23 protein-coding genes and 1 pseudogene are annotated in these 24,686 nt (G+C 69.7%); 7 read left to right on the top strand and 17 right to left on the bottom strand.

Annotated elements, in window-relative coordinates; all coding sequences use genetic code 11:
* Positions 1-29: 29 nt before the first annotated feature.
* The 10 genes and pseudogenes from MYMAC_RS21240 to tnpA all read right to left on the bottom strand — a co-directional run bounded on the left by MYMAC_RS21240 (position 30) and on the right by tnpA (position 9,214).
* Complete coding sequence (locus tag MYMAC_RS21240) at positions 30-1,430, bottom strand: hypothetical protein (protein ID WP_239988931.1); 1,401 nt, start codon at positions 1,428-1,430, stop codon at positions 30-32.
* A gap of 144 nt (positions 1,431-1,574) precedes the next feature.
* Positions 1,575-1,727 carry a hypothetical protein gene (locus MYMAC_RS37250; RefSeq protein WP_170114753.1) on the bottom strand — a complete coding sequence of 51 codons (153 nt, stop codon included), beginning with the start codon at positions 1,725-1,727 and terminating at the stop codon, positions 1,575-1,577.
* Positions 1,728-1,788: 61 nt separating this feature from the next.
* Complete coding sequence (locus tag MYMAC_RS21235; RefSeq protein ID WP_095959404.1) at positions 1,789-3,117, bottom strand: JmjC domain-containing protein; 1,329 nt, start codon at positions 3,115-3,117, stop codon at positions 1,789-1,791.
* Positions 3,118-3,120: 3 nt separating this feature from the next.
* On the bottom strand, positions 3,121-4,365 hold the full coding sequence (locus MYMAC_RS21230) for a hypothetical protein (protein ID WP_204816849.1): 1,245 nt from the start codon (positions 4,363-4,365) through the stop codon (positions 3,121-3,123).
* 11 nt (positions 4,366-4,376) lie between these two features.
* A complete protein-coding gene (locus tag MYMAC_RS21225) occupies positions 4,377-4,868 on the bottom strand; it encodes a DUF6624 domain-containing protein (protein WP_204817820.1) in 492 nt (163 codons plus the stop codon).
* Between the two features lie 122 nt (positions 4,869-4,990).
* A complete protein-coding gene (locus MYMAC_RS21220; protein WP_095959402.1) occupies positions 4,991-5,494 on the bottom strand; it encodes a GNAT family N-acetyltransferase in 504 nt (167 codons plus the stop codon).
* Positions 5,495-5,582: 88 nt separating this feature from the next.
* Positions 5,583-6,828, bottom strand: a pseudogene (locus MYMAC_RS21215) (ISKra4-like element ISMfu2 family transposase); the annotation flags it as partial.
* A gap of 155 nt (positions 6,829-6,983) precedes the next feature.
* Positions 6,984-8,483 (bottom strand): IS66 family transposase, encoded by a 1,500-nt coding sequence (gene tnpC / locus MYMAC_RS21210; protein ID WP_095959401.1) that lies wholly within the window; start codon positions 8,481-8,483, stop codon positions 6,984-6,986.
* Positions 8,484-8,529: 46 nt separating this feature from the next.
* Positions 8,530-8,895 (bottom strand): IS66 family insertion sequence element accessory protein TnpB, encoded by a 366-nt coding sequence (tnpB, locus tag MYMAC_RS21205; RefSeq protein WP_095959400.1) that lies wholly within the window; start codon positions 8,893-8,895, stop codon positions 8,530-8,532.
* Between the two features lie 4 nt (positions 8,896-8,899).
* Positions 8,900-9,214: an IS66 family insertion sequence element accessory protein TnpA gene (gene tnpA, locus MYMAC_RS21200; RefSeq protein ID WP_095961647.1), complete on the bottom strand. Its 315-nt coding sequence runs from the start codon at positions 9,212-9,214 to the stop codon at positions 8,900-8,902.
* Positions 9,215-10,029: 815 nt separating this feature from the next.
* On the opposite strand from tnpA, the gene MYMAC_RS36930 reads away from it, so the two are divergent.
* On the top strand, positions 10,030-10,773 hold the full coding sequence (locus MYMAC_RS36930) for a hypothetical protein (protein WP_157757530.1): 744 nt from the start codon (positions 10,030-10,032) through the stop codon (positions 10,771-10,773).
* A gap of 136 nt (positions 10,774-10,909) precedes the next feature.
* Here the strand turns inward: MYMAC_RS36930 and MYMAC_RS21195 are convergent, their stop codons facing one another.
* From MYMAC_RS21195 to MYMAC_RS21185, 3 genes are read right to left on the bottom strand one after another with little or no spacing between them, the layout of a single operon-like run.
* A complete protein-coding gene (locus tag MYMAC_RS21195) occupies positions 10,910-12,022 on the bottom strand; it encodes a CCA tRNA nucleotidyltransferase (protein WP_095959399.1) in 1,113 nt (370 codons plus the stop codon).
* Entirely contained in the window at positions 12,019-13,701 is a 1,683-nt protein-coding gene (locus MYMAC_RS21190) for a cyclic peptide export ABC transporter (protein WP_095959398.1), read from the bottom strand. The genes MYMAC_RS21195 and MYMAC_RS21190 overlap by 4 nt, the downstream gene beginning before the upstream one ends.
* A 13-nt stretch (positions 13,702-13,714) precedes the next feature.
* Complete coding sequence (locus MYMAC_RS21185) at positions 13,715-14,767, bottom strand: hypothetical protein (RefSeq protein ID WP_095959397.1); 1,053 nt, start codon at positions 14,765-14,767, stop codon at positions 13,715-13,717.
* 344 nt (positions 14,768-15,111) lie between these two features.
* On the opposite strand from MYMAC_RS21185, the gene MYMAC_RS21180 reads away from it, so the two are divergent.
* The 6 genes from MYMAC_RS21180 to MYMAC_RS21155 all read left to right on the top strand — a co-directional run bounded on the left by MYMAC_RS21180 (position 15,112) and on the right by MYMAC_RS21155 (position 21,124).
* A complete protein-coding gene (locus tag MYMAC_RS21180; RefSeq protein ID WP_170114752.1) occupies positions 15,112-15,453 on the top strand; it encodes a hypothetical protein in 342 nt (113 codons plus the stop codon).
* The gene (locus MYMAC_RS21175) at positions 15,450-16,358 is read left to right on the top strand and encodes a glycoside hydrolase family protein (RefSeq protein ID WP_239988929.1); all 909 of its coding nucleotides are present in this window, start codon (positions 15,450-15,452) and stop codon (positions 16,356-16,358) included. The genes MYMAC_RS21180 and MYMAC_RS21175 overlap by 4 nt, the downstream gene beginning before the upstream one ends.
* Positions 16,359-16,562: 204 nt before the next feature.
* Positions 16,563-17,780 (top strand): hypothetical protein, encoded by a 1,218-nt coding sequence (locus tag MYMAC_RS21170; protein ID WP_095959395.1) that lies wholly within the window; start codon positions 16,563-16,565, stop codon positions 17,778-17,780.
* Positions 17,777-18,049, top strand: a complete 273-nt coding sequence (locus MYMAC_RS21165; RefSeq protein WP_013940882.1) for a hypothetical protein — start codon at positions 17,777-17,779, stop codon at positions 18,047-18,049. Before MYMAC_RS21170 ends, MYMAC_RS21165 begins: the two co-directional genes overlap by 4 nt.
* Entirely contained in the window at positions 18,046-18,633 is a 588-nt protein-coding gene (locus tag MYMAC_RS21160; RefSeq protein WP_095959394.1) for an HMA2 domain-containing protein, read from the top strand. Before MYMAC_RS21165 ends, MYMAC_RS21160 begins: the two co-directional genes overlap by 4 nt.
* Positions 18,634-18,670: 37 nt before the next feature.
* Positions 18,671-21,124, top strand: coding sequence for a heavy metal translocating P-type ATPase (locus MYMAC_RS21155; protein WP_095959393.1), 2,454 nt, complete (start codon positions 18,671-18,673; stop codon positions 21,122-21,124).
* Positions 21,125-21,127: 3 nt separating this feature from the next.
* On the opposite strand, the gene MYMAC_RS21150 is transcribed toward MYMAC_RS21155, so the two are convergent.
* The 4 genes from MYMAC_RS21150 to MYMAC_RS21135 form a co-directional block, all read right to left on the bottom strand.
* Positions 21,128-21,628, bottom strand: coding sequence for a YybH family protein (locus MYMAC_RS21150; protein WP_013940879.1), 501 nt, complete (start codon positions 21,626-21,628; stop codon positions 21,128-21,130).
* 64 nt (positions 21,629-21,692) lie between these two features.
* Entirely contained in the window at positions 21,693-22,178 is a 486-nt protein-coding gene (locus tag MYMAC_RS21145) for an Hsp20/alpha crystallin family protein (RefSeq protein WP_095959392.1), read from the bottom strand.
* Between the two features lie 123 nt (positions 22,179-22,301).
* Positions 22,302-23,558, bottom strand: a complete 1,257-nt coding sequence (locus MYMAC_RS21140) for a hydroxymethylglutaryl-CoA synthase family protein (RefSeq protein ID WP_095959391.1) — start codon at positions 23,556-23,558, stop codon at positions 22,302-22,304.
* Between the two features lie 49 nt (positions 23,559-23,607).
* Positions 23,608-24,645: an alcohol dehydrogenase catalytic domain-containing protein gene (locus tag MYMAC_RS21135; protein ID WP_095959390.1), complete on the bottom strand. Its 1,038-nt coding sequence runs from the start codon at positions 24,643-24,645 to the stop codon at positions 23,608-23,610.
* Between the last annotated feature and the right edge of the window lie 41 nt (positions 24,646-24,686).

Genomic DNA, 24,686 nt, shown 5'->3' with positions numbered 1-24,686 from the left:
TATCGCGGGTGTTGAGGACAGCAGAGGGGTTACTTCCGGCAGCCGTCGCGGACCTCTCGGGCCGTCGCCGCGAGGGCCTCGATGCCCAACGCGAGCCAGTCCGCGCCGTCGCGGGAGAACCGCTCGGCCAATTCCGCATCCACCACCGGGGCGCGGCGCGAGCCTGGGCGAAGCTGCTGGAGGAAGTTCTCTCGGGCCGTGAAGGAGTTCCGCGCGCTGCGCTCCGCGAGCTTGCAGCCGCTGGCGAACACCTCCGCCAGGCGGGGCTCCCTGAGGTTGGACGGCGAGCCCTCGGCGGACTCGCGGCACTGCCGCGCGAAGTCCGCCGCCGTGTGCTTCGAGGGCGACGCCAGCAGCGCGCGCTCCAGCGCGGTGGCCTCGGTCCCGGGCGCGTCGAAGGACGCCGCGTCTCCCTCCGCCTCGAGCGCGCCCATCGTCTCCAGGGCCACCGCGGGCGCCAGCGCCTTGGGGCAGCCACCCAGCAGCTCGAGCTCCCGGCGGCAGGACTCCACCTTCACCGGCGGGAGCGGCAATGCGGACAGGAGGGAGAACACCGAGCGCAGCACGGGCAGCTTCGCCGTCTCCGAGCCGGGCAGTCCCCTGAGGACCCGCTGCACGGTGTCCCAGGGCCTGGGCTCCCCGGCGGCGTAGAGCTTGAGGGAGCCCTGCTGGAGGAAGCTCAACCAGCCCTCCGCGAAGGACCTGGCGCGCTTGCGGCTCTCCGGCGAGGTGAGGCGCGAGGCCTCGTCATACACGGCGAGGAAGTACTCCAGGCAGATGGCCTTGCGCTGCTGGACGATGCGCTCACCCGCGGCGGTCGGCAGCTCGGAGGCGGGCGTCGAGGACAGGCCCAGCAGCTCCAGCTCCTCCGCGCTCAGCCACAAGCGGCCCCTGGCGAGGTCCGCTCGCAGGTCCACCAGGTCGTCGAACATCTGGAGGCCCACGGCGGACAGCGTCGCGATGCGCCGTACGGTGGCCTCGTCCACGTCCGTCAGTTGAAGGCGCTGCGCCATGTATGCGCCGGGGAGGGCCTTCAGGTACCAGAGGGAGAACAGCTCCTGGGCGCTCAGCGGACGGCCCTGGGCCAGCGCGTCTCGTTCCGCGGGGAAGGCGCGAAGCTGCTCCACCAGCCTCCGGCGGCCGTTGATGAGCGGGGGCGCCGCGGCGATGAACTCACGCAGCGCGACGATGGCGTCGAGGTCCTCGGGGAAGGCGGAGGCGTCCTCGAGGACCTGGGGCCCGCGCTCCCGGACGAGCGCTTCGAGGCGGCGGACGCCGAAGCTGAAGTAGGTCCAGAGCCGGCCCTCGGACTCCGTGGCGGCAAGCTGCGGCAGGTAGCCCAGCACATCGGCTTCGAGGAGCCAGCGCCGCATCGCGGCGAGGGCGAGGTCGCCCAGTGGGTTGCCCTGCAGGTCGACGGCGCTGGTCATGTCACGGCTCCTTGGTGGATTCAGGAGGGTGACAGGATAGTGCGGGGGGCGGTGTGCTCCAGAATGCCTGACATTGGCTTCGCGAGGCACACTGCGCAGGTTGGGAAGTGGGCCGCTGGGACGATTCCCAGCGGCCCGGAGGCGTCAGTACGGGAAGCAGTAGATGCGGATACACGTGCCCGCCACGGCCTTCGTGGCAGCGGGAACCGTGGCCTTCTCCATCACGTTCATCAGCTTCACGAGCTTCTGCTGGGCCTGCTTGGACGACCGGGGGGCCTTCGACTTCGTCTTCGTCATGACACTCCTCCGTCGGTGATTGAGAACTGCTGGCCCAGCGTGCGGGCTGATGGATGAAGCGTCAAGTGCTGAGAGTGATTACACGAAATGAATGTAGTTTTTGCAGGAGGCCGCGCATTCCATCACGCGTCGCGGCAATGACATCTGAATCATGTGTCGCCGCGCGGCGTGGCTTGAATGGACGCAGCAGCTCCTCCACGCGCAGTTCCGCTCCGGAGTTCAGCTTTCGGAAGAATATTTCAATGGTGCGTCCGCCTCCCACGCCATGCAGCGCGTGGCCATTGGCGGAGCAGAGCCAGCTCGTGGCGCCGTCTCGCTCAAAGACGACGGGGAAGTTCGGGTCCAGTCGCACGCGGTGTGCATCATTCAAGCGCCGTGCGCGGGTGGGCGGCGGCACGGGCTCGAAGCCGCCCGAGGTGAGACGCTTGAGCCAGGTGGCCTGGAGGTGCCGCTGAGCCTCCTTCGGGTGGCTGACGTCGCGAAACGCGCGCACGGCCTCGGTGAGGGCCTTGGGCAGCGTCGTGTCCAGGACACCGTCCTGCGTGAGGACGCCGCGAGCCAGGGGCGGCGCTGACACGGAGGCCAGCCGCGTCTGCTTCCACTCCTGGTCGGCGAGCGATGTCTCGTCGAGCATCCCTCGCAGCAGGTCATCCACGGAATAGATGGTGCGGTGCTCGGTGATGGGGATGCCGACGTTCACGCTGCTGGCCACACCGGCTCCGGCGCTCTCACCGACGTGGTAGTAGGTGGAGGGCCAGTAGAGGATGTCGCCGGGCTCCACCTCCGCGACGAAGGACGATGCCAGGTACGGCTGGTAGTCCAGGATGGTGGAGACGTCCTCGCGCCAGGGGCGCTTGCGCCAGAAGCGCATCCGCTTGCGTCCGCGCAGCGCGAACAGGAACGTGGTGAAGCGGTCCAGGTGGACGCCCACGGGGCTGTGTTCGTAGGTCCCGTGGAACAGCGTGGTGATGCCACCTGTCACGGGCATCCCGACGCGCTGCCACAGGCCGGAGAAGAAGGCGCGCTGCCGAGACCAGAGCCGGAAGCCCGAGGCGTGCAAGGTCGCGATGATGAGGGCGTAGCGGCGGTCGCCAAGCTGGGAGGCCATCCGGGCGTCGTAGCCGTCCAGGGAGCCATCCGAGGCCTGGGGGAGCCACGGGCGGGCGCGGAGCTGGCGCAGCCGGTCGATGGTGAAGGTGACGTCTGGCCGGGACGTCGGCGCGTAGCTGCGGGACAGATAGCGCTGGGTGGCGCCGGCCGCCGCGTCGAAGACGTCCTCCACGGTGAAGGGGGACGCCTGTGTTCCCTTGAAGAGGACGGGGCGCTGGTTCCAGTAGCGCTTGACGAAGGTGTCCCAGTCGAAGCGCGTCGCGATTTCCAGGGCGGGCATCCGTCAGACCTCCGCTCCGGTGATGACCTGAAGCCCGCGCAGGCGAACGAGCGCCGTCAGCGTGGCGCGAAGGGCCTCACGGCGCGGGGCCGAGCGAGCCAGGTTGCACAGCGCATCGACGCGAGACGGCTCGTCCGAGGACAGGGCACTGAGGAGTCGCTGGCCTGTCGTCGCATCGGGGCCTGGGAAGGCGTGGCCGTTGACGGCCCAGATCCAGAGGCCCGAGGGGTCCTTCATCCGGATGAGGTCGGCGCCAGGCGTCCTCCGCACCCGGTCCGTGTCTGTCAGGGGCCGGGACTGCTCCGGCGGTGGGACGGGCTCCAGCGCACAGGCGCTGACCCGCCGCGCCCAGATGAGCCGCAGGACCTGCTGGACGTCTTCTTCCCGCGTCAGCGTGTGCAGGGTGGCCGCGGCCTCCTCGACGGAGGGGATGGTGGCCCGTGCGCCCTTGCGTGGCCGGCGCCAGGGGTAGGGGTGATAGGGCACCGCTTCCTCGTGGGCGTGCTGCGCTTCCAGGAGCGATACGAGCACGTCCTTGACCGCGTCCGTCGGCCGGCTCCCCTTGACGGGGATCCACACCCGGGCGGCCATGCAGTCACCCTGGGCTTCTTCGAGCTGCCAGTAGTGGGAAGGGACGTAGAGGAGTTCGCCCGCGTTGACCTCCACCGTGGTGGCCTTGTCCAGGTGGTGGTCGAAGTCCTCGGTCTCGTTGGCGGGCGTGCCCCAGAGCTGCTTCCAGAGCCGGACCCGCAGCCGGCCCTGGAGGACCAGCGTGACCAGGGAGTGATGGGGCCGCTTCGAGACGCCCTGTGGGCCGCGTGAGAAGCGCCCCAGGAGCAGGTCGGTGGCCAGGGGGAGCACCGGGACGCCCACGCGCTCCAGCAGCCCCCGGAGGAAGCCGCGCAAGGCGTTCCAGAGGGCGAAGTCGAACATGAAGGGTTGTTCGATGTGGAGCTGGAAGGACGCGCCGCCCAGGTGCTGGGAAGCGCGGCGGGCGAAGTCGCCCAGGGACGCGTCGTCTTCACCCGGGAGGAGTGTCCCGGGCGCGGCGAGTCTGGCGGCCTCCACGAAGAAGCGTGCATCGGGGAGGGCGCGGAAGCGCGTGCCATGGCGGAAGGGGGCACAGGCGGAGATCGCGGCCTGGAAGACGTGCTCGGCGGGCAGGATGGGGCCGGGCAGGGTGAGGCGCGCGGGTGTCTTCTCCCAGTGCTTCGTCACGAAGGGCTGCCAGTCGAAGGCCCGTTGCATGGCGGCTCCCGTCAGGAGGGTTGGAAGGCGCGGCGGAGCTTCTGAGCGTAGGACTCCAACGAGGGCAGGTTCATCTGCTTCCTGCGCTCGTCGACCGAGGACGCCTTTTCGATGGGGTAGGGGACGAGCTGGCCCTTCAGCTTGCGGAACTTCGTTCCATACAGTTGCTTCTTGCCCTCGCGCATGCGCACGACGTCCGTGAGATAGGCCACCTGCTGGATGGGAACATCCCCCCGCGCCGCCGCGTCCCGCAGCAGGCTCAAGCAGCGCTTCTGGAACGCCACGGAGCACTCGGCATGTTGAATCAGGCGCCAGGCGGCGGCCGCCGCGCTCCGGCCCACGAGGCTGTGTCCGGGCCAGCCGTGGGCCTTGATGGTGTCTCGCAGCCACTCGATGCCCGCGTCCGTGAGGGCCTGGAGCTTGCCTTCAAGGTCGCGGTCCTTGAATTCCGTTGCCACCCACTGTGAACGCAAGGTGCTGTCGATGCGGTCCAGTCGCAGCAACTGCCCACGGAGTTCACGATTGACGGCGGGGCGCGGAGCGGGGCCTGCGCCCTTCGCGATTCGTGGGGCCTTCTGGGATGGCCGCGCTTTTCGTCGCTTCGTCGTGGCGGTAGGCGTCTTCGTCATGGCGTCACCTTTCCGGCGGACTGAGCGGGCGCAGCGTCGATCATGAAAAGCATGCGCGCAAGGAACCAGAATCCGGCGCGTTCGTAGAGCCGGCTTGCCTCTTCGGTGACATTACTGAGGAAGAGCACGTTGACTCCATTGGCGAAAGCTTCCTCGGCCGCGCGAGAGACCAGCGCCGCGCCGATACCCCGGCCACGCCGCGCTTGGAGCGTCGCGACGCCAGCGAGCTCGGAGGTGCCCTCATAGGGCGGGGTGACCAGCCCGCCAGCGACGGGCACGCAAATCCACTTCGCCAGCAGCGCGCGGCAGTCCTTGAGGTCCGCCAGCGTCTTGGTGACCTCTGCGTCACTCACCTGGACGGGCGATCCCGGGTTGAAGCCATCCTGGGGCGTGGCGCAGAAGGTACGCATCTCCTCGAACGGTGCGTCCGAGGTGAGGGCCGAAATGGTGAGTTCGGGTGGACTGGGAATCGGCGTGTTGCTGCCGGGCGTGCACACCATCAGCCGGTCTTCGGTCTCCTCGGTGTAGCCTTCGTCTCAAAGCACGTCGGCGAGTCGCGGTGCCAAGCGGGCGTGGCTCCAATCGTGATCATGCTGCGCGTCGCACCTTGGTCCTGTGGGGCGCAAACGTGAGGTTCATGGCCGCGTCCCAGCGCTCCGAGAGGACCAGGGCGCGCAAGTCCAGGATGTGCTGGCCAGACGCCTCATTCCAGCGGGCTCGAGGGCGCTTCATGCGCAGGGTGACGCGAGACTTGCAGATGGCCTCCACGTTGCCGCTGCCAATGGGAAGCCCCCGCGCTCGCGCCTCCGCGTAATGCATTCGCTCGCCGTGGTTCTCCAGGTAGGTGAGGGCCGCGTGCACCGGTTGGCCGTCACCGAGGACGACATGCCGCTTGCCGCTGGCGTGCAATGCCATGGCAATGGTCCACGCCGCCTCGGGCATGTTGAGACGGGACAGCTTCCACTTCTCACGCAACACGGAGGCCTTCTCTTCCCCAGCCACTACGCGAGCCGCGGCCCCGAGTTTCTCCATCAGGTGCCAGAAGTCCACCAGACGCATCGGCTTCTTGGCCGCTGGGGCATGGGTGGCCAGCGCCTCGTCCAGCAAGGCGTGCAACTCGGGGGCACCGGCGGTGAGGACGGTGACGGAGAGGCCGCGCCGCCTGGAAACCAGGGCCTGGACGTGGCGGGCCAGGCGCTCTGCCATTTCTGGGGCCTCACCTCGCGGCATCCGCCCGTAGCGCAAGGTGCCCAGCGCTTCGCCGTCGGCGTCATGGAAGGTGAGGCAGGCCGCGTAGGCCATGCGCCAGACGACGTCCACCGGGCGCGTGGGGGCCCCTTGCGAGGGCGGCCCACTGGCCGCTTCTTCGGCTCCTCCATCGGCACGGCCACCCTGTCCATGCTGATGCTCACACTCCGGGTGCCTCGGGGCACTCGCAGCTGCCGGGCCAGCGCCGCCTCCACCTGAGGCCGCTGGCCCACCGTACATCGCTCCCACCGCATGCCCCACCCGCTCGAAGGAGGCGCGGCAATAGGGCAGCCCCCCCGTCTGACGCGCCGTCGCCGCCGCCTCCCGCGAGGTGCCCCGGGCCAGCAGGTACGCCATGGGTACCGCCGCCTCCGGCAACCAGCCGTCCGCCACGCACCTGGCTTGCACGCTGATGGTGTCCACCGTGGGGCCATTGCGCTCGCCCACCCGCCGGAAGAGGCTTCTCTCTATTTCGACGGGGCCTTGCCGCGTTCGTCGCCGCGTACCGTCCGACTCGGACGTAGGGCTGGCCGTCGATGTGGACTCGGGCCGCTTCGAGGTCGAGCCCTCGAAGCAACCTCCACTTCATCAACTGCTCCGTCTGCTCTGCTCCCGCATTCACCTCCTGCCTCGCGGCGTCGAACGCGGCCAGGTCCCGTCCGCTGTATCCGTCCGGTGGACGTCGTGCCGGGAAGTTTGACGACGGACGAGGACCGTGCTCGGCGAGCGCCGCGAGGGTGTTCAGGAACTGGGCTGGAGGGGGGACGGGACCAGTTCGGCGGCGCGTCGTCGCACCCACTCGTGGGGTAGCAGCTCACCGATGCGCGAGTTGGGGTGCATCTGCACACGCAGCAGCACGTCGGCCAGATACGCCTCGGGATTGATTTGGTTGGCCTCGCAGGTGGCCACCAGCGCGTAGAGGCCGGCGAGGTTTTCGCCCGCGACCTCGTGGCCGACGAAGAGAAAGTTTTTGCGGCCCAGGGCCGCCTTTCTCAGCGCCGCCTCCGAGCGATTGTTGTCGAGAGGCAGGCGCTCATTCTCCACGAAGCGGGTGAGGGCTTCCCACTGCTTCAGCGCGTAGGAGATGGCCTGCCCCAGCGGACTCTTGGGCGGGTGGCGCGGGGCCTGGGCTTCGAGCCAGGCATGCAGCCTGGCGAGGACAGGGGCGCTGTGCACCTGGCGCAGTTCGCGGTGCGCGGCCGTGCGCACCATGTCCGCCTCACGCGCCTGGGCCTCCACCCGGTAGAGCTCAAGGATGAAGTCCATCGCCTCGCGAGCCTCGGGCGCGGTGGCCAGCGCGTCGAAGAAGCGGCGACGCACGTGGGCCCAGCAGCCGACGCGGACGCGGCCCTGCGGCAGCGTCACCGCGTTGTAGCCAGTGTACGCGTCCACCACGAGGGCTCCCCTGGTGCCGCCCAGGACTTCCTTCGGCGTCTTGCTGGCCCGGCCCATGCTGAAGCGGTAGCCGATGAGCCACTGGCCCGCCTCATTCTGGGTGAGGAAAGTCCAGAGGTAGCCCAGCTTCGTCTTCTTCACGTCCAGCACGCGCAAGGGCGTCTCGTCGGCCCACACCACGTCCGCGGACGCAATGCATTGCAAGAGGTGCTGGGAGAGAGGCAGCAGCACCGAGGCGGCCTGGTGGAAGAGGTCCGTCAGGGTGCTGCGACTCATGGGCACGCCACTTCGCTCCACCCGCTGGGCCAGCCGGTGCAGCGGCATGGCGTCCGCGCACTTCGACGTCACCACGTGCGCCAGGAAGCCAGGGCCGTACTCGCCTCTGTCCACCACCTTGGCCGGAGGCGGGGCGGTGACGACGCCCCGGCCGCAGGTGCACGCCAGCACTTCCTGCACGTGCACCTGCTTCTCGAAACGCGAGGGCACGTACTCGTACAGCACCGAGGTGCGCCCCTTGCCCAGCGGCCTCAAGTTCTCGCCGCCGCACGCCGGGCAGTGGCGCTCCTCGGCGGGCACCGCGTGGCGAATCTCCCGCGCCGGGGCCTCCTCCGCCTTCCGGGCGGCCCTCTGCTGGCGCTTCTTCTTCGCGGCTTCGGCCTGGGCCGCCGTGGCGTCCGCATCTGCTCGCAGCTCGGCGGCCACCGTGGGCAACCTCTCCGCCCTGCGGCCGAAGACGTGGCGCTCCAGCGTCGCCATCTTCGCCTCCAGCGACGTCAGGCGCTCCTTGAGTTCCTCCGCCTCCTCGCGCCAGGGGCAGAAGTGGTCTTGAGGAAGCTCGCGCGGCACGTAGCCTCAACACGCCACGGCGCGGAGGCGTCCCGGGCTCCTCGCCTCAGGTGCCCGTGCGCCCGGGAGGCACCCAGGCGGGCTGGCGCCTCACCTGGGCCACGTCGATGCCGTCCAGCAGCATGGCCAACTGCGTGGCGTCCAGGTGCACCACCTGCGCGCCCGCGTCCACCGGCGGCAGCCGGAAGCGCCCCGTCTCCAGCCGCTTGTACAGCAGCACGAAGCCGCCCCGGCTCCACGTCAGTACCTTGATTCGGTCTCCCTTGCGCGAGACGAAGGCGAAGAGGTGGCCCGAATAGACGTCCTCGCCCCACGCGCTGCGTACCAGCGCCATGAGGCCGTCAATGGACTTGCGCATGTCCACGGGCGCGGTGGCCAGCACCACGCGCACCGAGGCTGGAAGGGCGAACACCGCCTCACCGCCCCAGCGCGGCGAGGAGCCGGGCCACGTACCCCACGTCAGTGCCCACGGCAAAGCGCAGGCGAGCCCCACCCTCCGCGACAAGCTCCACGAAGGTGGTGCTCGGCTCCACGGGGGGCGTCACCTGGACTGGCAGCAGGCGGACCGGCTCGGCCTTTGCCGCCAGGTGCCGGCGCCGCCGGTACACCCACGACTGCAGCGTGCTCAGCCGCACGCCCCGCTGCCGCGCGAACTCCACCTGCGTCAGCCCGCTCGCCTCGAAAGCCTCGGCGACACGGAACCACTCCTGCTTCTCCACCGGCTTCGACATGCACGCCAGGGTCCACGGCGGCGGCGCGTCACTCAACGCCCCTCATCACGTCGTTGGCCGGACGCTTACCGTCCGCTTGCCCCCTCCACCCCTCGGTGCGCACGCTTCAGCGTCTCCTCCATCGCCTTGACGCTGTCCTCGAACCCTTCCGGCACGTCGATGGTCACCTTTGGCATCGTTGGATGTCCTCCAGTCGCACAACCCACCAGTGGCCTCGCATGCTGCCGACCATCAGGCCTCCCGTGGTCCCCTTGCTTGTCAGCTCACTCGCTGCTCAGGGCCAGATCCACATTCGAGCGGATCCCGCAGGATGCTGGGCAACTTCAATACACTTGCATGCACTTGAGGCTGCTAGACCAAGAGTAGGCCTTCACGGCAAAGGAATCTCACTTGGCGCAGAAGTGGCACAGTCTGAGTTGTAGCTATTGGCAATGGGGACTCAAGGGGCGCTGGTTCGGGAGGGGTGCATGTCAAGGCGTGTCCTGCTGTTCATTGTGACGTTGGTTGGGGCGATTACCTGGGCACAAGGAGTTCCTCCGCCACCGCCAACTGCTGAGCAACTCGCTCCACCGAAAGAGGCGGAGCTTTCGCCTCCACCGCGTGAGACTCCTGAATGGGATGCAGGGACAGATGCTGCCGAACGCGATGGTGGCGTAGCGACGGAACGTGATGGGGGAGCCGCCGCTGGCGAGCCAAGGCGAGATGGTGGGGCGGCAGGGACGGGCTTGGATGCTGGGACGAGCCCGGACGCTGGGAGCAGTGAAACTCCAGGAGGAGCATTTCGTCAGAAATGCAGAGATCCATCCAAGGATGGTGTGGATGATGTCGGGCTTTGGAGTATTCTTGGTAATGGATACGCGCAGTTGCTTGATACGCGGGATGCTAACGCTGCCTTCAGTTTGGCGGTCCTTCGGACGAATGCGTCATGTGATCAGATTCAGCTTGGCGTCAGTAGAGGGTCCACGGAAAACAGGCTGACCAAACAGGATGAGTTTGCGCGATTTGTCTTGACGCCAGGGACGTCAGCATGGTCGGCCCATGTGAAATACGATCAGTGGCTCGTTCCTCGTCGTACTCTTGCTCTTGGCTGGTATGGATATGGGGCAGTTGGAACAGCTACATGGGTGGCTGACATTGATCCGACGGACGGGGAGGATGTTCAGTCGCGATCGGCTGTTGCTATGTCTTTGAGTCTTGGGGCGAGTCTTGGCTACTTGAAGAGGGTTGGAAGTAATTCCGTGCGGATTCTCGCGCACGTCGGGCCCACTGCGCGGATTCTTATGGGGGATGTCTATGGGCATGGTGTGTTTTTGCGCGAATCTCTAGGGAGTAGACAGCGTGGGTATTTGGGCGTGGAGGGTAGTTTTTGGGTGCAAGTAAATACGGTCACAGTGGGAATGGATTTCCCCATCATATTCGGGCGCGTCCAGGGGCTGACCAATGGCCGCTTCCTGCCTACCTTCAGCGTGGCTGGCCGAATCGAACTCGATGCGCTGACCAGCCAAAGCCAGAAGCCTCAACCGAAGAAAGAAGCTGAAAAGCCAGAAGCTGGAAGGTGAGCACACTAATGGTGGACTATTTGGCTGGTCTGGATGCAGCGAAAGCCGTTCGGCTCATGCTGCAGCCATCTCATGCATGTCGATTTATCCTGCCATGCTGAATATGAGGCACGCTCTGGTTGCCTATGCCAAGCGTTCAGCCCAGCAGGGCCGCCAGTCGCCGGGCCCCCGGGAGCAGTGGGTTGTCCGCGGGCACAGCCTCGGGCGCCTTCAGCACGCCGTGCAGGGTGGCGATGAGGTGCTGCCCATGCCGGGGCAGCGCCTGGAGCTCGGGCGCACCTTGCACCAGCTCCTCCAGCACCGCGCCCATCGCCTCGGGGGCCGGGGGACCGCCAGCGGGCGGCGCGGCGACGGGGAGGAGCAGGGCACAGGCGAGCGTCAGTTCATCGATGCGGGGATTCTCCTGGAGCGAGCGGTCCACGGCCTCCAGGTGGGCGAAGAAGCGGCGCTCCACCTCCGGCCCGCCTTCCAGGTGCCGCGCCACGGGCGGGACGAGCAACGGCAGCCAACCCTGTGACGACAGCAGCCGGAAGAAGGGCGCGCCAGTGCCCGTGCCGAGTCCGCGCAGGACCTCGCTCAGCACGCGCTTGCGTGAGCAGCGCGCCAGCTCGCCGCGCATCTGCTTCATCGCCTCGGCGGTGCGCCGTTCGAACGCCATCCCCATTCGCGTGGCGAAGCGGGCGCCGCGCAACATGCCGCCGGGGTCGTCGCGGAGGTACGCCTCGGGCTCGCCGACGATTCGAAGCAGGTTCGCTTGAAGGTCGCTCAAGCCCTGGCCCACGGGGTCCACCACCTTCCCACTGGCGCCGTTGCAGTAGAGCGCGTTGACGGTGAAGTCCCGCGTCCGGGCGTCCTCTTCGAGCGTTCCCAGCTCCTGCGGCAGCTCCGCGAGCACGTCATCCGGGATGACCTGGGCATCCGGCCCGCTCACGTCCGCCGAGCGCCGCGCCTTGAAGCTCGCCACCTCGAGGCTCTTCCCGCCCTCCGTGCGCACCTGGACCACGAGGAACCGCTGCCCGCCGAAGCCCACGCTCTGGGGGAAGAGGGCGCGGACCTGCCGCGAGGACGCGCTCGTCACCAGGTCGAAGTCCTTGGGCGTGCGCCCCATGAGTAAATCCCGGACACAGCCTCCGACGAGGAAGGCCTGATGCCCGTACTCCTGGAGCCGCTGGAGGACGCGCAGCGCGGCCGGGTCGATTCGGGAGACGTCCAACTCCTGGGGGCGTGTTGCGGGCGATGCGAGCGTCATGAGCGTTCCTGGGAGAAGGAGGGGGGAGCGCGCTGCTCCAGGGGCACCGGCGGCGCCTCGGTCGCGGCCTCGACGATGCGGCCATCCTCCAGCCGCACCAGCCGGTCCGCCGTGGCGAAGTACCGGTCGTCATGGGAGATGACCACCACGGCCTTGCCGGCCCGCTTCAGGTCCGGCAGCAGCTCTCGGTAGAAGACGTCCTTGAACACCGGGTCCTGGTCCGCGGCCCACTCATCGAAGAGGTAGATGGGGCGGTCCTCCAGGTACGCCGTCAGCAGCGCCAGGCGCTTGCGCTGTCCGGTGGAGAGGCTCGTGTTGGAGAGCTGCCCCTGCTCCAGCCGCACCTTGCGGTCCAGCCTCAGGCGGGTGAGGAAGCCCTGGGCGCGTGCCTCCAGCGTCGGAGACGTCAGGCCCAGCAGGTTCTCGAAGAGGTGGAACTCCGCGAACACCGTCGAGAAGAGCTGGCGGTAGTGCGCGCGGTCCGCGTCGGTGACGGGCTCGCCGTCCAGCACGATGCCGCCCGCCTCGGGTGCGTAGAGGCCGGTCAGCAGCTTGGCCAGCGTCGTCTTCCCGCTGCCGTTGCCTCCCACGATGAACACCACCTCGCCCGGCGTGAGCGACAGGTGGATGGGGCCGAGCGTGAAGCGGGTGTCCTCGTTCTCACGCTGGTAGGAGTGCGTGACGCCCACCAGCTCCAGCCGCCGGAACTCGCGGGGCTCGGGGCGCTCGGCGGGGGTGGACGTGGCGCCTTCGGGCTCGGCGCCCTCCGCCAGCTCCAGCCCCATCTTCCCCACGTTCCGCAGCGCGACGTCCGCGCGCAGCAGCGCCTGCGTCAGGCTGAGCATGGAGTCCAACGGCTGCTGCAGGTACAGCACCACCAGCGTGTAGCCCACCACGGTGGAGCGGTCCAACGCGCCGAAGGCGGGGAACGCGAACAGCAACATGCCGATGATGGCGAAGACGAGCAGCGAGGCCAGCGCCGCGCTCACCGCGTTGACGTCCGAGGTGCGGACGAACCGGTCCCGGATGAACGCGGCGGTGGGCTCGAGCTGCTGGGAGATGAAGGCCCGGCCGCGGCGGCGGTGCAGCTTCAGCTCCTTCATGCCCGTCCACAACGAGCGGAAGTGGTGGAACAACTGGTCAATCCGGCCGCGCGCCTGCATCAGGCTGTCGCGTGAGCGCGCCTGGAGGACCGTCAGCACCGCCAGCCCCAAGCCCAGCCCCAACGCGAAGGCCAGGAAGGCCCGGCCGGACATCCACGCCAGGTACGTCAGGCAGCCCACGATGAGCGCGCCGTTGACGAACATGGTGGGCACCAGCGCCAGCGCCTGGGAGATGGTGAAGGCATCCTCCTTCAGTGCGCTCATCAGCCGGTGTTCACCCAGTTGCTCCAGCTTGCGCAGCGGCGTGTTCAGCGTCTGCTGGCTCAGTTCCACCCGCAGGTGGTGCAGCGCGCCGTGGTTCAGCCGGCCCAGCACCATCTGTGAGGCCACCCGCGTCATGACGGCCGCCACCACCATCCCCGCGAAGAGGACGCCGCTGGGGGACCCGGCGTCCCCCAGGGCCTCGTTGATGAGGGCGATGAGCCTCGCGTTGGCGAAGCCCGAAATCAGACCGAGCGCCACCGCGACGAAGAAGAGCTTGCGGGAGGTGCGCAGCAGCAGCGTAAAGACAGTCATCCGTCGTCCAGGGTCAGTCGAACAGGCCGGGTTGGGTGCGGATGCGCTCGTCGATGGCCGCCGAGAACCTGGCAACCACGTCCTGGAGCCGGTCCAGGCGGGAGGCCCAGTCACTCGTGGGCAGCACGTCGAGCTTCTCGAAGAAGCTCACCAGCCGCTCCAGGTGAGGCTGCTGAAGCGCCTCCGGCGCGTCGTTCAGCAGCACCAGCCACGCCTGGTAGCAATAGCCGATGATCCAATAGATGGCCTCGCGGTGCCGGCCCTCCTGGAGCATCTCCCGGGTGCCGTCCACGTAGTAGGGGCGCAGGTGTCTCTGGAACTTGAAGTCGTAGTGGATGGGCTTGCGCTTCACGCGGACGGCCAGCTCGAAGGCCTCGTCGAAGTGGGCCAGGAACTGCTCCACCTCCTCGCGGGACAGGTGCGCGGAGCCCAGCAGCGCCAGCGCCTCCTCGTGGAGGTCCGCCCGCCCCCAAGACTCCAACAGCTCGCCGGAGAGCACGAAGCCCCGCCGCAGCGTGAGGGGCTTCGCGTCCGCCTGCGCGGTGAGGCCCACCAGCAGGGACATGGCCACGTAGAAGTGCATGAACACCGCGGGGAAGTTGTCCGCGGCGAGCGCTTCACGCGCCTGCCTCATCCGCCGGCCAATGTATTCCTTGCGGCTGTCGCAGCGCGCCTGCACCCAGCGGCGCCGCGCGTACTCCGCAACCACCTGTGCGTGAAGTTTCTGCAACGAGCCGGTGGGGTCCGCCAGGATGACACCCGCGGCCAGGTTGTCCGCATGCTCCGCGGAGCTGAGGATGCCCTCCGGGGAGCGGAAGGGTTCGTCGCTCAGCACGCCGCACTCGAAGATGATGCCGTCGAGCGACAGCTCCAGCCGGTCACCCTGCACGGACCCCGGGTCTGTCGTCACCACCACCACGTCCACGTCCCGCCAGGGCTCCAGTGGGGTGTTGGGGGGCATGCGCGTGAGGCTCCCGGCGAGGAAGGCGCCGTGAAAGCCTGGGATGTGGGTGGATTGCTGCTCCACCCACGCGCGCGCGCGCTGGATGGCCTGGTCGACGTTCATGACTGGTTTCCCCCGGGCACTTCAGCCGTTCAGCAGCACGCGGCGACACGAATGGCGGGGCAAGGACTTCTCGGCGTGCATGAAGGATGTCGGTCTTGAGGTTCGGACACGCGGCCCCCCAACGGGCGTTCACGATGCTCGCGGGAACGTAACACGACGATGTCAAACGGAAAACAGCTAAAGCTGATTATCCTGCTTGAGTCCCTTTGCGCGACGAGTCGCGAATCCGGGAGGCAATGACACACGCTCGCAATGAATTTCAGGGCGCGCCATGCCGGCCGCGGCATCCCCCCGGCAGCTGACGGCGCCTGGGGCCGGAGGGGGTAGGATGCCGCGCCATGGGAATGATCATCTTCGGCGGCTTCATCCTGGCCCTCCTGGCCGCGTTCGCGGTGGCGAGCGTGGCGGCCGTCATCCATCTCCTCGCCATGCGCAAGGGCTACGGCTCCTGGAAGGCGTTCCTGCTGCTCGGTGGTGGCGTCACCCTGGTGGTCGGCGTCATCGCCGTGAGCAGGCTCAACGGTGCTGGAGGGGGCGGCGCCCCGTTTCACGAGAACTATGACCACTACCTCTACGCCGCGGCGCTGCTGGGCAGCGCACCGGGGTGGGGCGCATTGACTGGCCTGCTGGCCCTGTTCAAGCGCAGCGCACCGGCGGCCAACCCTCGGGTCGAAGGGCGACCATGATGCTCAGGAGATTCATCATCGCGGCGCTCACCGCGTTCGCCGTGGGGTGCAGCGGGGACGCCCCGGACACGAGCTCGGGAAAGGATGCCGGCACGCAGGTGCCCGACGCTGGCGTCAGCGCGACCAAGAGCGCGAAGCGAGGGATTGCCTTCGACCTGCCGTCTCCCGAGGACCTGGCGGCCGTCGCTCCCGGCGTGAGCTGGTGGTACAACTGGAGCCCCACGCCGCACCCCCATGTGCCGGCGGACTACCGGACGCGTTACGGAATGGACTTCATTCCCATGCTCTGGAACGGGGACTTCGACGCGGCCCGCATCGAGTCCATCCTCCGGGCCAACCCGAGCATCCAGTACCTGCTGCTCCTCAACGAGCCCAACCTCACGGACCAGGCCAACATGTCGCCTCAGGCAGCGGCGGAGCTGTGGCCTCGCTATGAGCAGGTCGCGCGGAACACCGGCGTCAAGCTGGTGGGGCCGGCGATGAACTGGGGCACGATGGCGGGGTATGGCGACCCGGTGGTCTGGCTGGATGCCTTCTACGCCGCCTATCGCGCGGCCAACGGGAACCGCGACCCGCACATCGACTACCTGGGGTTCCATTGGTACGACTACGGCCTGGAGTACCACCTGGACCGGCTGACGAAGTACGGCAAGCCGTTCTGGGTCACCGAGTTCGCCAACTGCCACAGCCAGCCGGACGGCGCGCAGATTGACTCCGTCGCCAAACAGCGGGTGCAGATGACGGAGATGGTGGCCGTCTGCGAGCGGCGCGAGGACGTGTTCCGCTACGCGTGGTTCACGGGGCGGTGGACGAACGACCCGTGCTTCGCGAGCCTGCTCGGCGCCGCTGGCACGTTGACGGAGCTGGGGGAGCACTACCTGTCACTGCCCGCGGGCGCACCGTAGGGCCGCGTTCGGAGGCGGGGGCCGGTGCGCCGGGCCCGCCGTCAACCAGGCGGCGCGCGCGTCGTCCCGCCGGACCGGTTCTCCCGCTCGCTGAATCCTCCTAGCTTGAGTGCGCCGAATCCTTGAAGGCCACCAACGGATGCCCCCCACCAGCCGTGCCGCGCCCACCACTCTGGCGCGCATGGCTGTTTCCGCACTCATGCCATGACACGAACCTCTCCTTTCCATCCGGAAGACGCCGCGACGTCCGCGGCCGCACTGCACCCGCTGCGAGACCTCGCGGAGAAGCTCGGACGCGAACTGCGCTTCGAGGACCTCCGCTCGGGCGCGTGGCATGCCCGGCTGGTGACCGCCTATGTGCGGCACCACGAGTCGCGGCGCGCCGCCTCCGTCCGCGCCCTCCACGCGGCGGACACGGACGCCCTCATCCGCCGCGCCAGCAGGGAGGCGGCGCTGGTGGGCGCGAGCGCGGCCGGCGTCTCCACCAGCGCGGCCGTGTTCACCCTGGACACCGGCTTCGTGGGGGCGCTCGCGGCCGTGCCCGTGGCTGGCGCCGCCATGGCCTTGGACACGATGCTGCGCTCGCTCATCCAGGCCCGCATGATGTGTGACGTGGCGTCCGCGTTCGGGCTGCGCATCGACCCGGATGACCCGTGGGACCTCCTGCACCTGAGCGCCCTGGTCGCGGGCTCGCTGGCCGCTGAGGACGGGGACCGCGAGGGGGCGGGGCTCGTGGGGAGGATGTTGACCGCGGACACCGAGGAGCTGGAGCGGCGGTTGGGCAACCGGTTGATGGGCGAAGGGGTGCTGCGGAACATCCTGCCCTTCGCGGGCGTGCTGACGTCGTCCATCACCAGTTGGCGGCGCACCCGCAAGCTCGGTGAGGCCTCGGTTCAGTACGCGCGCTACCGCCGGGCCCTGGACGACGCGTTCTCCACCGTGCGCGCGCTGGACGCGCGGTGCGTGGAGCTGCTCATCGAAGGCGCCTGGCTCCTGTTCGACGCGGACGGGGGGCTGCGCGCCGAGGAGGCGGTCATGCTGACGCACCTGCTGCGCAACAGCCCCTCCGCCGCGCGCAAGCGGCTGCTGGAGCGGTTGGGCGAGGAAGAGACGCCGTGGGTCGAACGCCTCCACGAGGTGCCCGAGGCGGCGCGGGATGCCTTCCTGCACGCGCTCGAGGTGATTTCCGCGGTGGACCTGTCCATGTCGAACGCGGAGTGGTTGCTGCTGCGCAAGGCGGCCGCCGCGCTCAACCGCCCGCTGCGGCGTGAGCGGGTGCAGGCGCTGGTGAAGCAGTTCCGGGCCCAGGGCGTCGTGGCCATGGCCCACGGGGACTGGGCCGGGCCGCGCGAGGAGCGGATGCCCCCCGCCCGGGGCAACGGCTTGGACGAGGACGTACACGCCGCCCCGGGGGCCCCGTGAAGACGGCGGTGGCGTTCCTGGCGGGCGTGGCCACCGGCTGGATGGCCCGGAGCACCGTCGACACCTCGCGCGGCGCCGTGGTCTCCATGGCGACCGCCGCCTTCGACCTGGTGGGGTGGACGCGGCGGGTCATCGCCACCGAGCGTGAGTTCCTCTCCGACCTGCTGGCGGAGGCGCGCTCCCGCGCCAACCTCCACCAGACCCACGGCCGCCGGGCGGCGGAGGGCAGCCCCCGGTCCGTGGCGGACAGCCGGGAGGGGCACGCATGAGGCTCGACCCGGACTCGGGCGCCATCGAAGGGGAGTGGTTGGTGCTCGTCCACCACTCCCCGGGACGGCTGCGTGTGCGCGCGAGCTGTTTCCGTGATGCCTCGGACGTCGCGGACCGAGTGCGTGGTGAGCTGGGTGAGACGCAAGGGGTGTTCGGCACCGTCCACGCGCCGCTCACGGGCAGCCTGCTCATCGAATACAGCCCGGATGCCGTGGACGTGGAGTCGCTGCTCGCGGCCATCGTCGACACGGCGGGGCTGGACGGCATCGTGGACGCCAAGTCCATGGCGAAGTCCCGGAAGGCTCCCGCCGAGCACGTGGTGAGCGGCGCCAGGTGGCTGGACGACCTGGCCCGGGAGCTGACGGGCGCGGGCCTCTACGAGTTGATTCCCGTGGTGCTGACGGCCACGGGCATCTACTCGCTGGTGGCCAACCCGTCGCAGAAGGGCTGGCTGCCGCGCTGGGACAACGCGCTGTACTGGGCGTACAGCGTCTTCCGGGACGGCGTCCGGGAGCAGGAGCGGGAGGGAGACGTCGCGCGCGTCAGTGGGACGGTGGCCTTCCGGCCTCGGCCGCACGCGTGAGGCCGCGGTCACACCGCGTTCAGCTCGGGGGGCGTGCATGCGGACGGAGGTGGAGTTCCTGAGTGGCATCGCGCGCGGCTGGACGGGCCGCGCCCATGAAGTCCTGGACGGGCATCAGGCGAAGGCCCGGGCCTCGGCGAGGCCCGCGTCGCTCCACGTCAGGGACGTGGCGCCGGGCCGGTTGCTCATCCGCGGCGCGGCGGAGGACGCCCAGACGCTGCGTCAGGTGCTGGGCTGGCTGGAGTCCCGCCCCGAGGTCCAGGTGGCCACGTGTCAGCGCGGCACGGGCCTGGTCAAGGTGCACTACCGGGAAGCGTCGCGCTTTCCGGGGGCGTTCGCGCTGCGGGTGCGGGACTTCCTCTTCACGCTGCACCAGCGTCCGCCCAGGCCGTTCCGGGTGGAGGTGTCCCACGCGCTTCCCGGGCGCGTGCGGCTGCAGGTGCGGGGGCTCGGGGATGATGACGTCCTCAAGCTGGCGGCCTGGGCCGCCACCCTGCCGGGCGTCCACAAGGCGAGCGCCTCGCCCGCCATCCATTCGGTGGTGGTGAGCTTCGACCCGGAGGTGCTCGACGCGCGTCAACTGCTGACGGCCCTGTGCGCCAGCGAGCCGTCCACCTGGCCCGCGGCGCCGGAGCCGCCCCGGCGGGAGTGGGCCGCCACCGCCTTCAACTCGGCGGTGCTCGCCGCGTGCGTCATGCGGGTGGCGCCCCTGCCCGTGCTGACCGCGGGCGTCGCCTTGACGAGCCTGCCGCTGGCGCAGCGCGCGCTCCAGTCCGTCTCCGAGCGGCGCCTCACCGTGGACCTGCTGGACTTGGTCGCGGTGGGGGTGTCCCTGGCCACGGGGCAGGTGCGGACGGCGGCGCTCATCACCTCCCTGCTGGGCGTTGGCGACCTGCTCATCGAGCGCAGCGCGGACCGCGCCCGGTCCGCCATCTCCCGGCTGATGCGGCTGGAGGTGCTGTACGCGTGGCGGCTGCGCGCGGATGGGGACGTGGAGCAGGTGCGCGCGGACCGGCTCAAGGAGGGGGACCTCATCGTGGTGCATTCGGGGGAGAGCGTGCCGGCGGACGGGGCGGTGGTGTCCGGCACCGCCTGGGTGGACGAGAAGGCCCTGACGGGTGAGTCGGAGCCCCGCGTCCGCGAGGCCGGAGACCGCGTGCTGGCCGCGTCCGTGGTGGGGGAGGGCAGCCTCCGCGTGCGCGTGGTGCGCGCGGGCGGGGAGACGACGGCCTCCAAAATCCTCCACATCCTCGAAGGGGCGGGCGCCAAGCCCATGACGTTGCAGGCGAAGGTGGACAAGGTGGCGAACGCCGTCGTGCTGCCCACCTTCGGGCTCGCCGCGGCGACGTGGCTGTGGGCGCGCCAGGCGGCGCGGCCCATCAGCATCCTGATTACCGACTTTGGCACGGGCGTCCGCATCGTCGTGCCCGCCAGCGCGCTGGTGTCGATGACGCTCGCCGCGCGCCAGGGCATCCTCATCAAGGGCGCGCAGTACCTGGAGCGGCTGGCCCAGGCGGACACCGTCGTCTTCGACAAGACGGGCACGTTGACGCTGGGGGCCCCGGAGGTGGTGGACGTCATCCCCGTGCGGGGCTGGGACGCGCGCGAGGTGCTGGCGTTGAGCGCCGCCGCGGAGCTGCGCCAGTCCCACCCCGTGGCGGAGGCGGTCCGCCGGCACGCCCAGGCCCAGGGCCTGGAGGTGCCTCAACCCGAGGCCGGCCAGGAGGAGTTCGTCCTGGGGCGGGGCGTCTGCGCCCAGGTGAACGGGCGCCGCGTGTGCGTGGGCAGCGCGCGCTGGATTCAGCAGCAGGGCGTGGACGTGGCGGAGGCGGGCCAGGCGCTCGTCCGGGCCGTGGCGGGTGAGGTCGCCACCTTGTGGGTGACGGTGGATGGCGCGTTGGCCGGGTGCATTGGCTACGTGGAGACGCTGCGGCCGGAGAGCGCGCGCGTGGTGCAGGCCCTGAAGGAGGACGGGCGCCGCCGCATCGTGCTGCTGTCCGGGGACTCACCCGCCCGGGTGGCGGAGGTCGCCAACCGGCTGGGCGTGGACGAGGCCATCGCGGAGCTGCTCCCCGAGGACAAGGCCACGCACGTGCGCGCGCTCCGGCGCCAGGGCCGCATCGTGGCCATGGTGGGGGATGGCATCAACGACGCCCCGGCGCTCGCGCTCGCGGACGTGGGCATCTCCCTGCGGGGCGCCACCGACGTGGCGCTGGAGACCGCGGACGTGGTGCTCCTGCGCGGCAGCCTGGATGACCTGCTGCTGGCGTTCGCCGCGGGCCGCGACACCCTGGTCCGGGTGCACACGGGGCTCGGGCTGGTGCTGGTGCCCAACGCCGTGGCGATGGTGCTCGCGGCGCTGGGGTGGTTGCCGCCCGTGGCCGCCGCCGTGGTGAACAACGGCTCCACGGTGGTGGCCGGCTTCGCCGCGCTGGCGCCGCTGCTCCGTCAGGCGCGCGCCGCCCAGCGCGAGGAGTCCACCCGCCACTGAGGGTCAGGGCGCCTGGGGCCGGGGCTTCACGTCCGTGTTCTGGCCCGCGAGGATTCGCCACTGCCCGTCCACGTGCTTCACCACGTAGCGCATCTGCGTGCGCAGCACCCCGGGCTCGGTGTCCTGGACGCCTGGAGGCAGGCCGGGGTGGCCCGTCACCTCGTGCGTGGTGTCGACGATGGCCAGGTCCCCCTGGATGAACTGGAGCTTGCGCACGGTGACCTGGCTCTGGCTCCCCTTGAAGATGGTGGCGAAGATGCCCGCGTGGCGCTGCTGGATTTCATCGCGGCCCTCGAAGACGGTGCCCACGATGTTGATGAACGCGGCGTCCGGGGCGAAGTCCCTGGACCAGGCCACCGCGTCCTGACGGTTCCAGGCCTCCGTCTGGTCCTTCAGGAGTTGGTGGATGCCCGCCTCTGCTGGCGCCGTGCCGGTGGTCGCGCATGCGGACGCCAGCAGGAGGAGGGGGACCAGGAAGGGAAGGGGAACGGCACGGCACCTCATGCGGAAGCCTTCTTTCGAAGAAAAGCCGGTTGTCGTGCCAGACCCCATAACACGGCACACCTGCTCAGGCCTTCGCCTTCTCGCCGCGTTCGCCGCCGACCTTGATGCGCTTGGGCTGCTCCTCGGACCTCTTGGGAATGCGCACGTTGAGGACGCCGCCCTTGAAGTCCGCCTGCACGTCGTCCGCGTTCACGCCGCGAGGGAGCGTGAAGGTGCGGCTGAACGCGCCGTAGCTGCGCTCAAAGGCATAGTAGCGGTCGCCTTCGTCGCGGCGCTCCTCCTCCCGCTTGCCGCTGATGGTCAGCCGGTTCTCCGCCAGGGTGATTTCCAGGTCCTTCTCCTCCACGCCGGGGACATCGGCCTTGAAGATGAAGGCGTCCCGGGTCTCCTTCACCTCGAAGTCCGGCACGAAGCCGCCTTCCCGGCCGCCCTGGGGCGCGAGCATCCGGCCGAGGTCGAAGCCCAACAACTCCTGCATGCGCTCGAAGGGGTCCCAGCCGCGCTGGGGGCCCAGCATGCCTCCGCCTCTGCGGGCAGGTAGGTCCGCCATGGTTTCGTCTCCTTTGCACCGGGCCCCGCTCATCGAGGCACGGGTTCCAAGCCTCACGGTAGGGAGACGGCGGCGGAAGGGGAGGCACCGGGAAGCCTGCCGGTGCCTCGTCGGGCCCTCGCGTCAGGCGCCTTCGGCGTACTGGCGGCGGAAGTCGCGAATCTCCGTCAGCCGGAACGCGCCGGGCGCGGGCGCCACGGCCTCGGGCGCGTCCGCCGGGAGCTTCATCAGGCGCTCGTACTCCTCGATGGAGACGCGCTCGCGCCGGGCCAGGACCGCCTCCAGGTCGGCCCGGGCCATCCGCTCGGCGGCCTTCTCGCCCACGGTGCCGGAGTAGAACTCCGCCGCGCAGCCGCTGCCGTAGGACAGCAGGCCCATGCGCTGTCCCGCCAGCGCGCCGGCCTCGTGGTGCAGCAGCCCCGCCAGGGCCAGGTAGAGGGACGCGGTGTACACGTTGCCGATGCGCGCGTTGAGCCCCAGGGACGACGCCACCTGGGCGTCGTAGCTGGCGGCGGACTTCGCCAGCGCCTCCCGGGACTCCGGCGTGGCGGCCGCCGCGCCCGCCGCGTCCTCCAAATCACACAGGCGGAGCTGGGTGTGCGCCTTGCGAGCCATCTTGCAGAAGGGCACGTGGTAGGCGATGCGCGCCAGCTGCTCGCCGGGCAGCGAGTCCGACCAGCGCACCAGTCCGGCCGCCAGGGCCTTCTCGCGCCAGCCCCGGTAGGCGCCGGACAGGGCCTCCAGGTAGCAGGTGATGGAGTAGTGCCCGTCCACCAGCGCCTCCCGCCGGCCCACGGGCCGCCAGAAGTCATACACGTCCATGGTGCACACGCCGTTGAGGCCCACGTCCATGGCGAGCAGGTCGGGCTGCTCCGAGACGAGCAGCGCCACCGCGCCGCCGCCCTGGGTGGGCTCGCCCGCGGTGTTCAGCCCGTAGCGCGCGATGTCCGAGCACACCACCACGGCCACCTTGCCCGCGCCGGCGCCCGAGGCAATCCACTCCACCGCCGCCATCAACCCGGCGGTGCCGCCGTAGCACGCGTGCTGCGTGTCATAGGTCCGCATGGCGCGCGGCAGCTTCAGCAGGCCCTGCACATGCGAGGCGACGGGCTTGGAGTGGTCGATGCCCGTCTCCGTGCCGACGACGAGCATGCCGATGCGCGACGGGTCCACGCCCTGCTGGCGGATGAGGCGGGCCGCCGCGGTGGCCGCCAGGGCCACGGTGTCCTCGCCAGGGTCGGTGACGGCCATCTCCCTGGCGCCCAGGCCCGCCGTGTACTTGGCCGGGTCCACGCCCCGGGCCCGGGCCAGGTCTTCGATGTCCACGTACCGGGACGGCACGGCGACGGCCAACGCTTCGATTCCCACGCGCTTCTTCATCGGACTCCTCGCTTCCTTGTCGTGCTCTGGATTCCAGCCGCCGCTTCGCTCACGCCTCGGGGGGCACCAGCACCAGCCGGCCCGCCACCTCGCGGTTCTCCAGCCGGAAGTGCGCCTTCGCGGCCTCCGCCAGGGGCACCGCGTCCGTCACGAACTGCCGCACCCCGCCGGTGGCCGTCAGGCGCAGGGCCTCGTCCAGCTCCGCCTGCGTGGTGGCGTAGGCGCCCAGGATCTCCAGCTCCTTGACGATGACGAGCCCCGGGTTGAGCTGCACCATCCCCGACTCCAGGTTGCCCACCACCACCACGCGGCCACCGGGCGCCATGGACTTCAGCGTCTGGTCGAACGTGGCGCTGCCGACAATCTCCACGGCCATGTCCACGCCCGCGCCCTGGGTGCGCTTGCGGACCTCCGACGCGAAGTCCAGCCCGCGCGACACGATGACCTCGTCCGCGCCGGCCTCCTTCAGCGCCCGCACCTTGGCCTCGCTGGACGTCACCGCGATGACGCGCGCGCCATCCAGCCGCGCGAGCTGCACGGAGGACAGGCCCACGCCGCCGCTGGCGCCGGTGATGAGCACCGTCTCACCCGAGCGCACCCGGCCGCGCGTGCGCACCGTGTGGACCGCCGTGCCGGTGGTGCAGCACACCGTGGCCGCCTCGTTCCAGGGCAGCGACGCGGGCACCCGGCCCAGGCCGCCCACGGGCGCCACCATGAACTGGGCGTAGCCGCCCTGCAGCTCCTCGCCGAAGAAGCGGTTGTCCGTCTTGCAGAGGCTGTTGCGCCCGCTCTTGCACAGCGCGCACTCGCCGCAGGACATGCGCTGCAAGGTCGCCGCGCGGTCCCCCGTCTTCCAGCCCGGCGTTTCTGGGCCGACCTCAATCACCTCACCCGCGGCCTCGTGGCCGAGAATCGCGGGCACGCTGGTGCGGGGCAGGTTGCCGCGGCGGTTGATGACGTCGTGGTAGCAGACGCCACAGGCATGCACGCGGAGGAGGACCTCCCCACGCCCGGGGCGGGGCATGGGGACGGTCTCCAGCTTCAGGTTGCCCGCTTCACCAAAGCTGCGCAGGACGACGGCTTTCATCGGGGTGCCTCCGTGCATCTCAAAGTCAGGAAAGGGAACGG

Origin of the sequence: Corallococcus macrosporus DSM 14697 (assembly GCF_002305895.1) — a bacterium.
GTDB classification, from domain to species: Bacteria; Myxococcota; Myxococcia; order Myxococcales; family Myxococcaceae; genus Myxococcus; species Myxococcus macrosporus.
Note: the sequence above shows the minus strand (reverse complement) of the source record. Positions and strands in the feature narration are given on the sequence as shown.

What these genes read in the sequence shown, in the direction of transcription:
- MYMAC_RS21240 (WP_239988931.1), bottom strand. Translation starts at nt 1,430, where the DNA reads ATGACCAGCGCCGTCGACCTGCAGGGCAACCCACTGGGCGACCTCGCC.
- MYMAC_RS37250 (WP_170114753.1), bottom strand. Translation starts at nt 1,727, where the DNA reads ATGACGAAGACGAAGTCGAAGGCCCCCCGGTCGTCCAAGCAGGCCCAG.
- MYMAC_RS21235 (WP_095959404.1), bottom strand. Translation starts at nt 3,117, where the DNA reads ATGCCCGCCCTGGAAATCGCGACGCGCTTCGACTGGGACACCTTCGTC.
- MYMAC_RS21230 (WP_204816849.1), bottom strand. Translation starts at nt 4,365, where the DNA reads ATGCAACGGGCCTTCGACTGGCAGCCCTTCGTGACGAAGCACTGGGAG.
- MYMAC_RS21220 (WP_095959402.1), bottom strand. Translation starts at nt 5,494, where the DNA reads ATGGTGTGCACGCCCGGCAGCAACACGCCGATTCCCAGTCCACCCGAA.
- tnpA (WP_095961647.1), bottom strand. Translation starts at nt 9,214, where the DNA reads ATGTCGAAGCCGGTGGAGAAGCAGGAGTGGTTCCGTGTCGCCGAGGCT.
- MYMAC_RS21195 (WP_095959399.1), bottom strand. Translation starts at nt 12,022, where the DNA reads ATGACGCTCGCATCGCCCGCAACACGCCCCCAGGAGTTGGACGTCTCC.
- MYMAC_RS21190 (WP_095959398.1), bottom strand. Translation starts at nt 13,701, where the DNA reads ATGACTGTCTTTACGCTGCTGCTGCGCACCTCCCGCAAGCTCTTCTTC.
- MYMAC_RS21185 (WP_095959397.1), bottom strand. Translation starts at nt 14,767, where the DNA reads ATGAACGTCGACCAGGCCATCCAGCGCGCGCGCGCGTGGGTGGAGCAG.
- MYMAC_RS21180 (WP_170114752.1), top strand. Translation starts at nt 15,112, where the DNA reads ATGATCATCTTCGGCGGCTTCATCCTGGCCCTCCTGGCCGCGTTCGCG.
- MYMAC_RS21175 (WP_239988929.1), top strand. Translation starts at nt 15,450, where the DNA reads ATGATGCTCAGGAGATTCATCATCGCGGCGCTCACCGCGTTCGCCGTG.
- MYMAC_RS21170 (WP_095959395.1), top strand. Translation starts at nt 16,563, where the DNA reads ATGACACGAACCTCTCCTTTCCATCCGGAAGACGCCGCGACGTCCGCG.
- MYMAC_RS21160 (WP_095959394.1), top strand. Translation starts at nt 18,046, where the DNA reads ATGAGGCTCGACCCGGACTCGGGCGCCATCGAAGGGGAGTGGTTGGTG.
- MYMAC_RS21155 (WP_095959393.1), top strand. Translation starts at nt 18,671, where the DNA reads ATGCGGACGGAGGTGGAGTTCCTGAGTGGCATCGCGCGCGGCTGGACG.
- MYMAC_RS21150 (WP_013940879.1), bottom strand. Translation starts at nt 21,628, where the DNA reads ATGAGGTGCCGTGCCGTTCCCCTTCCCTTCCTGGTCCCCCTCCTCCTG.
- MYMAC_RS21145 (WP_095959392.1), bottom strand. Translation starts at nt 22,178, where the DNA reads ATGGCGGACCTACCTGCCCGCAGAGGCGGAGGCATGCTGGGCCCCCAG.
- MYMAC_RS21140 (WP_095959391.1), bottom strand. Translation starts at nt 23,558, where the DNA reads ATGAAGAAGCGCGTGGGAATCGAAGCGTTGGCCGTCGCCGTGCCGTCC.
- MYMAC_RS21135 (WP_095959390.1), bottom strand. Translation starts at nt 24,645, where the DNA reads ATGAAAGCCGTCGTCCTGCGCAGCTTTGGTGAAGCGGGCAACCTGAAG.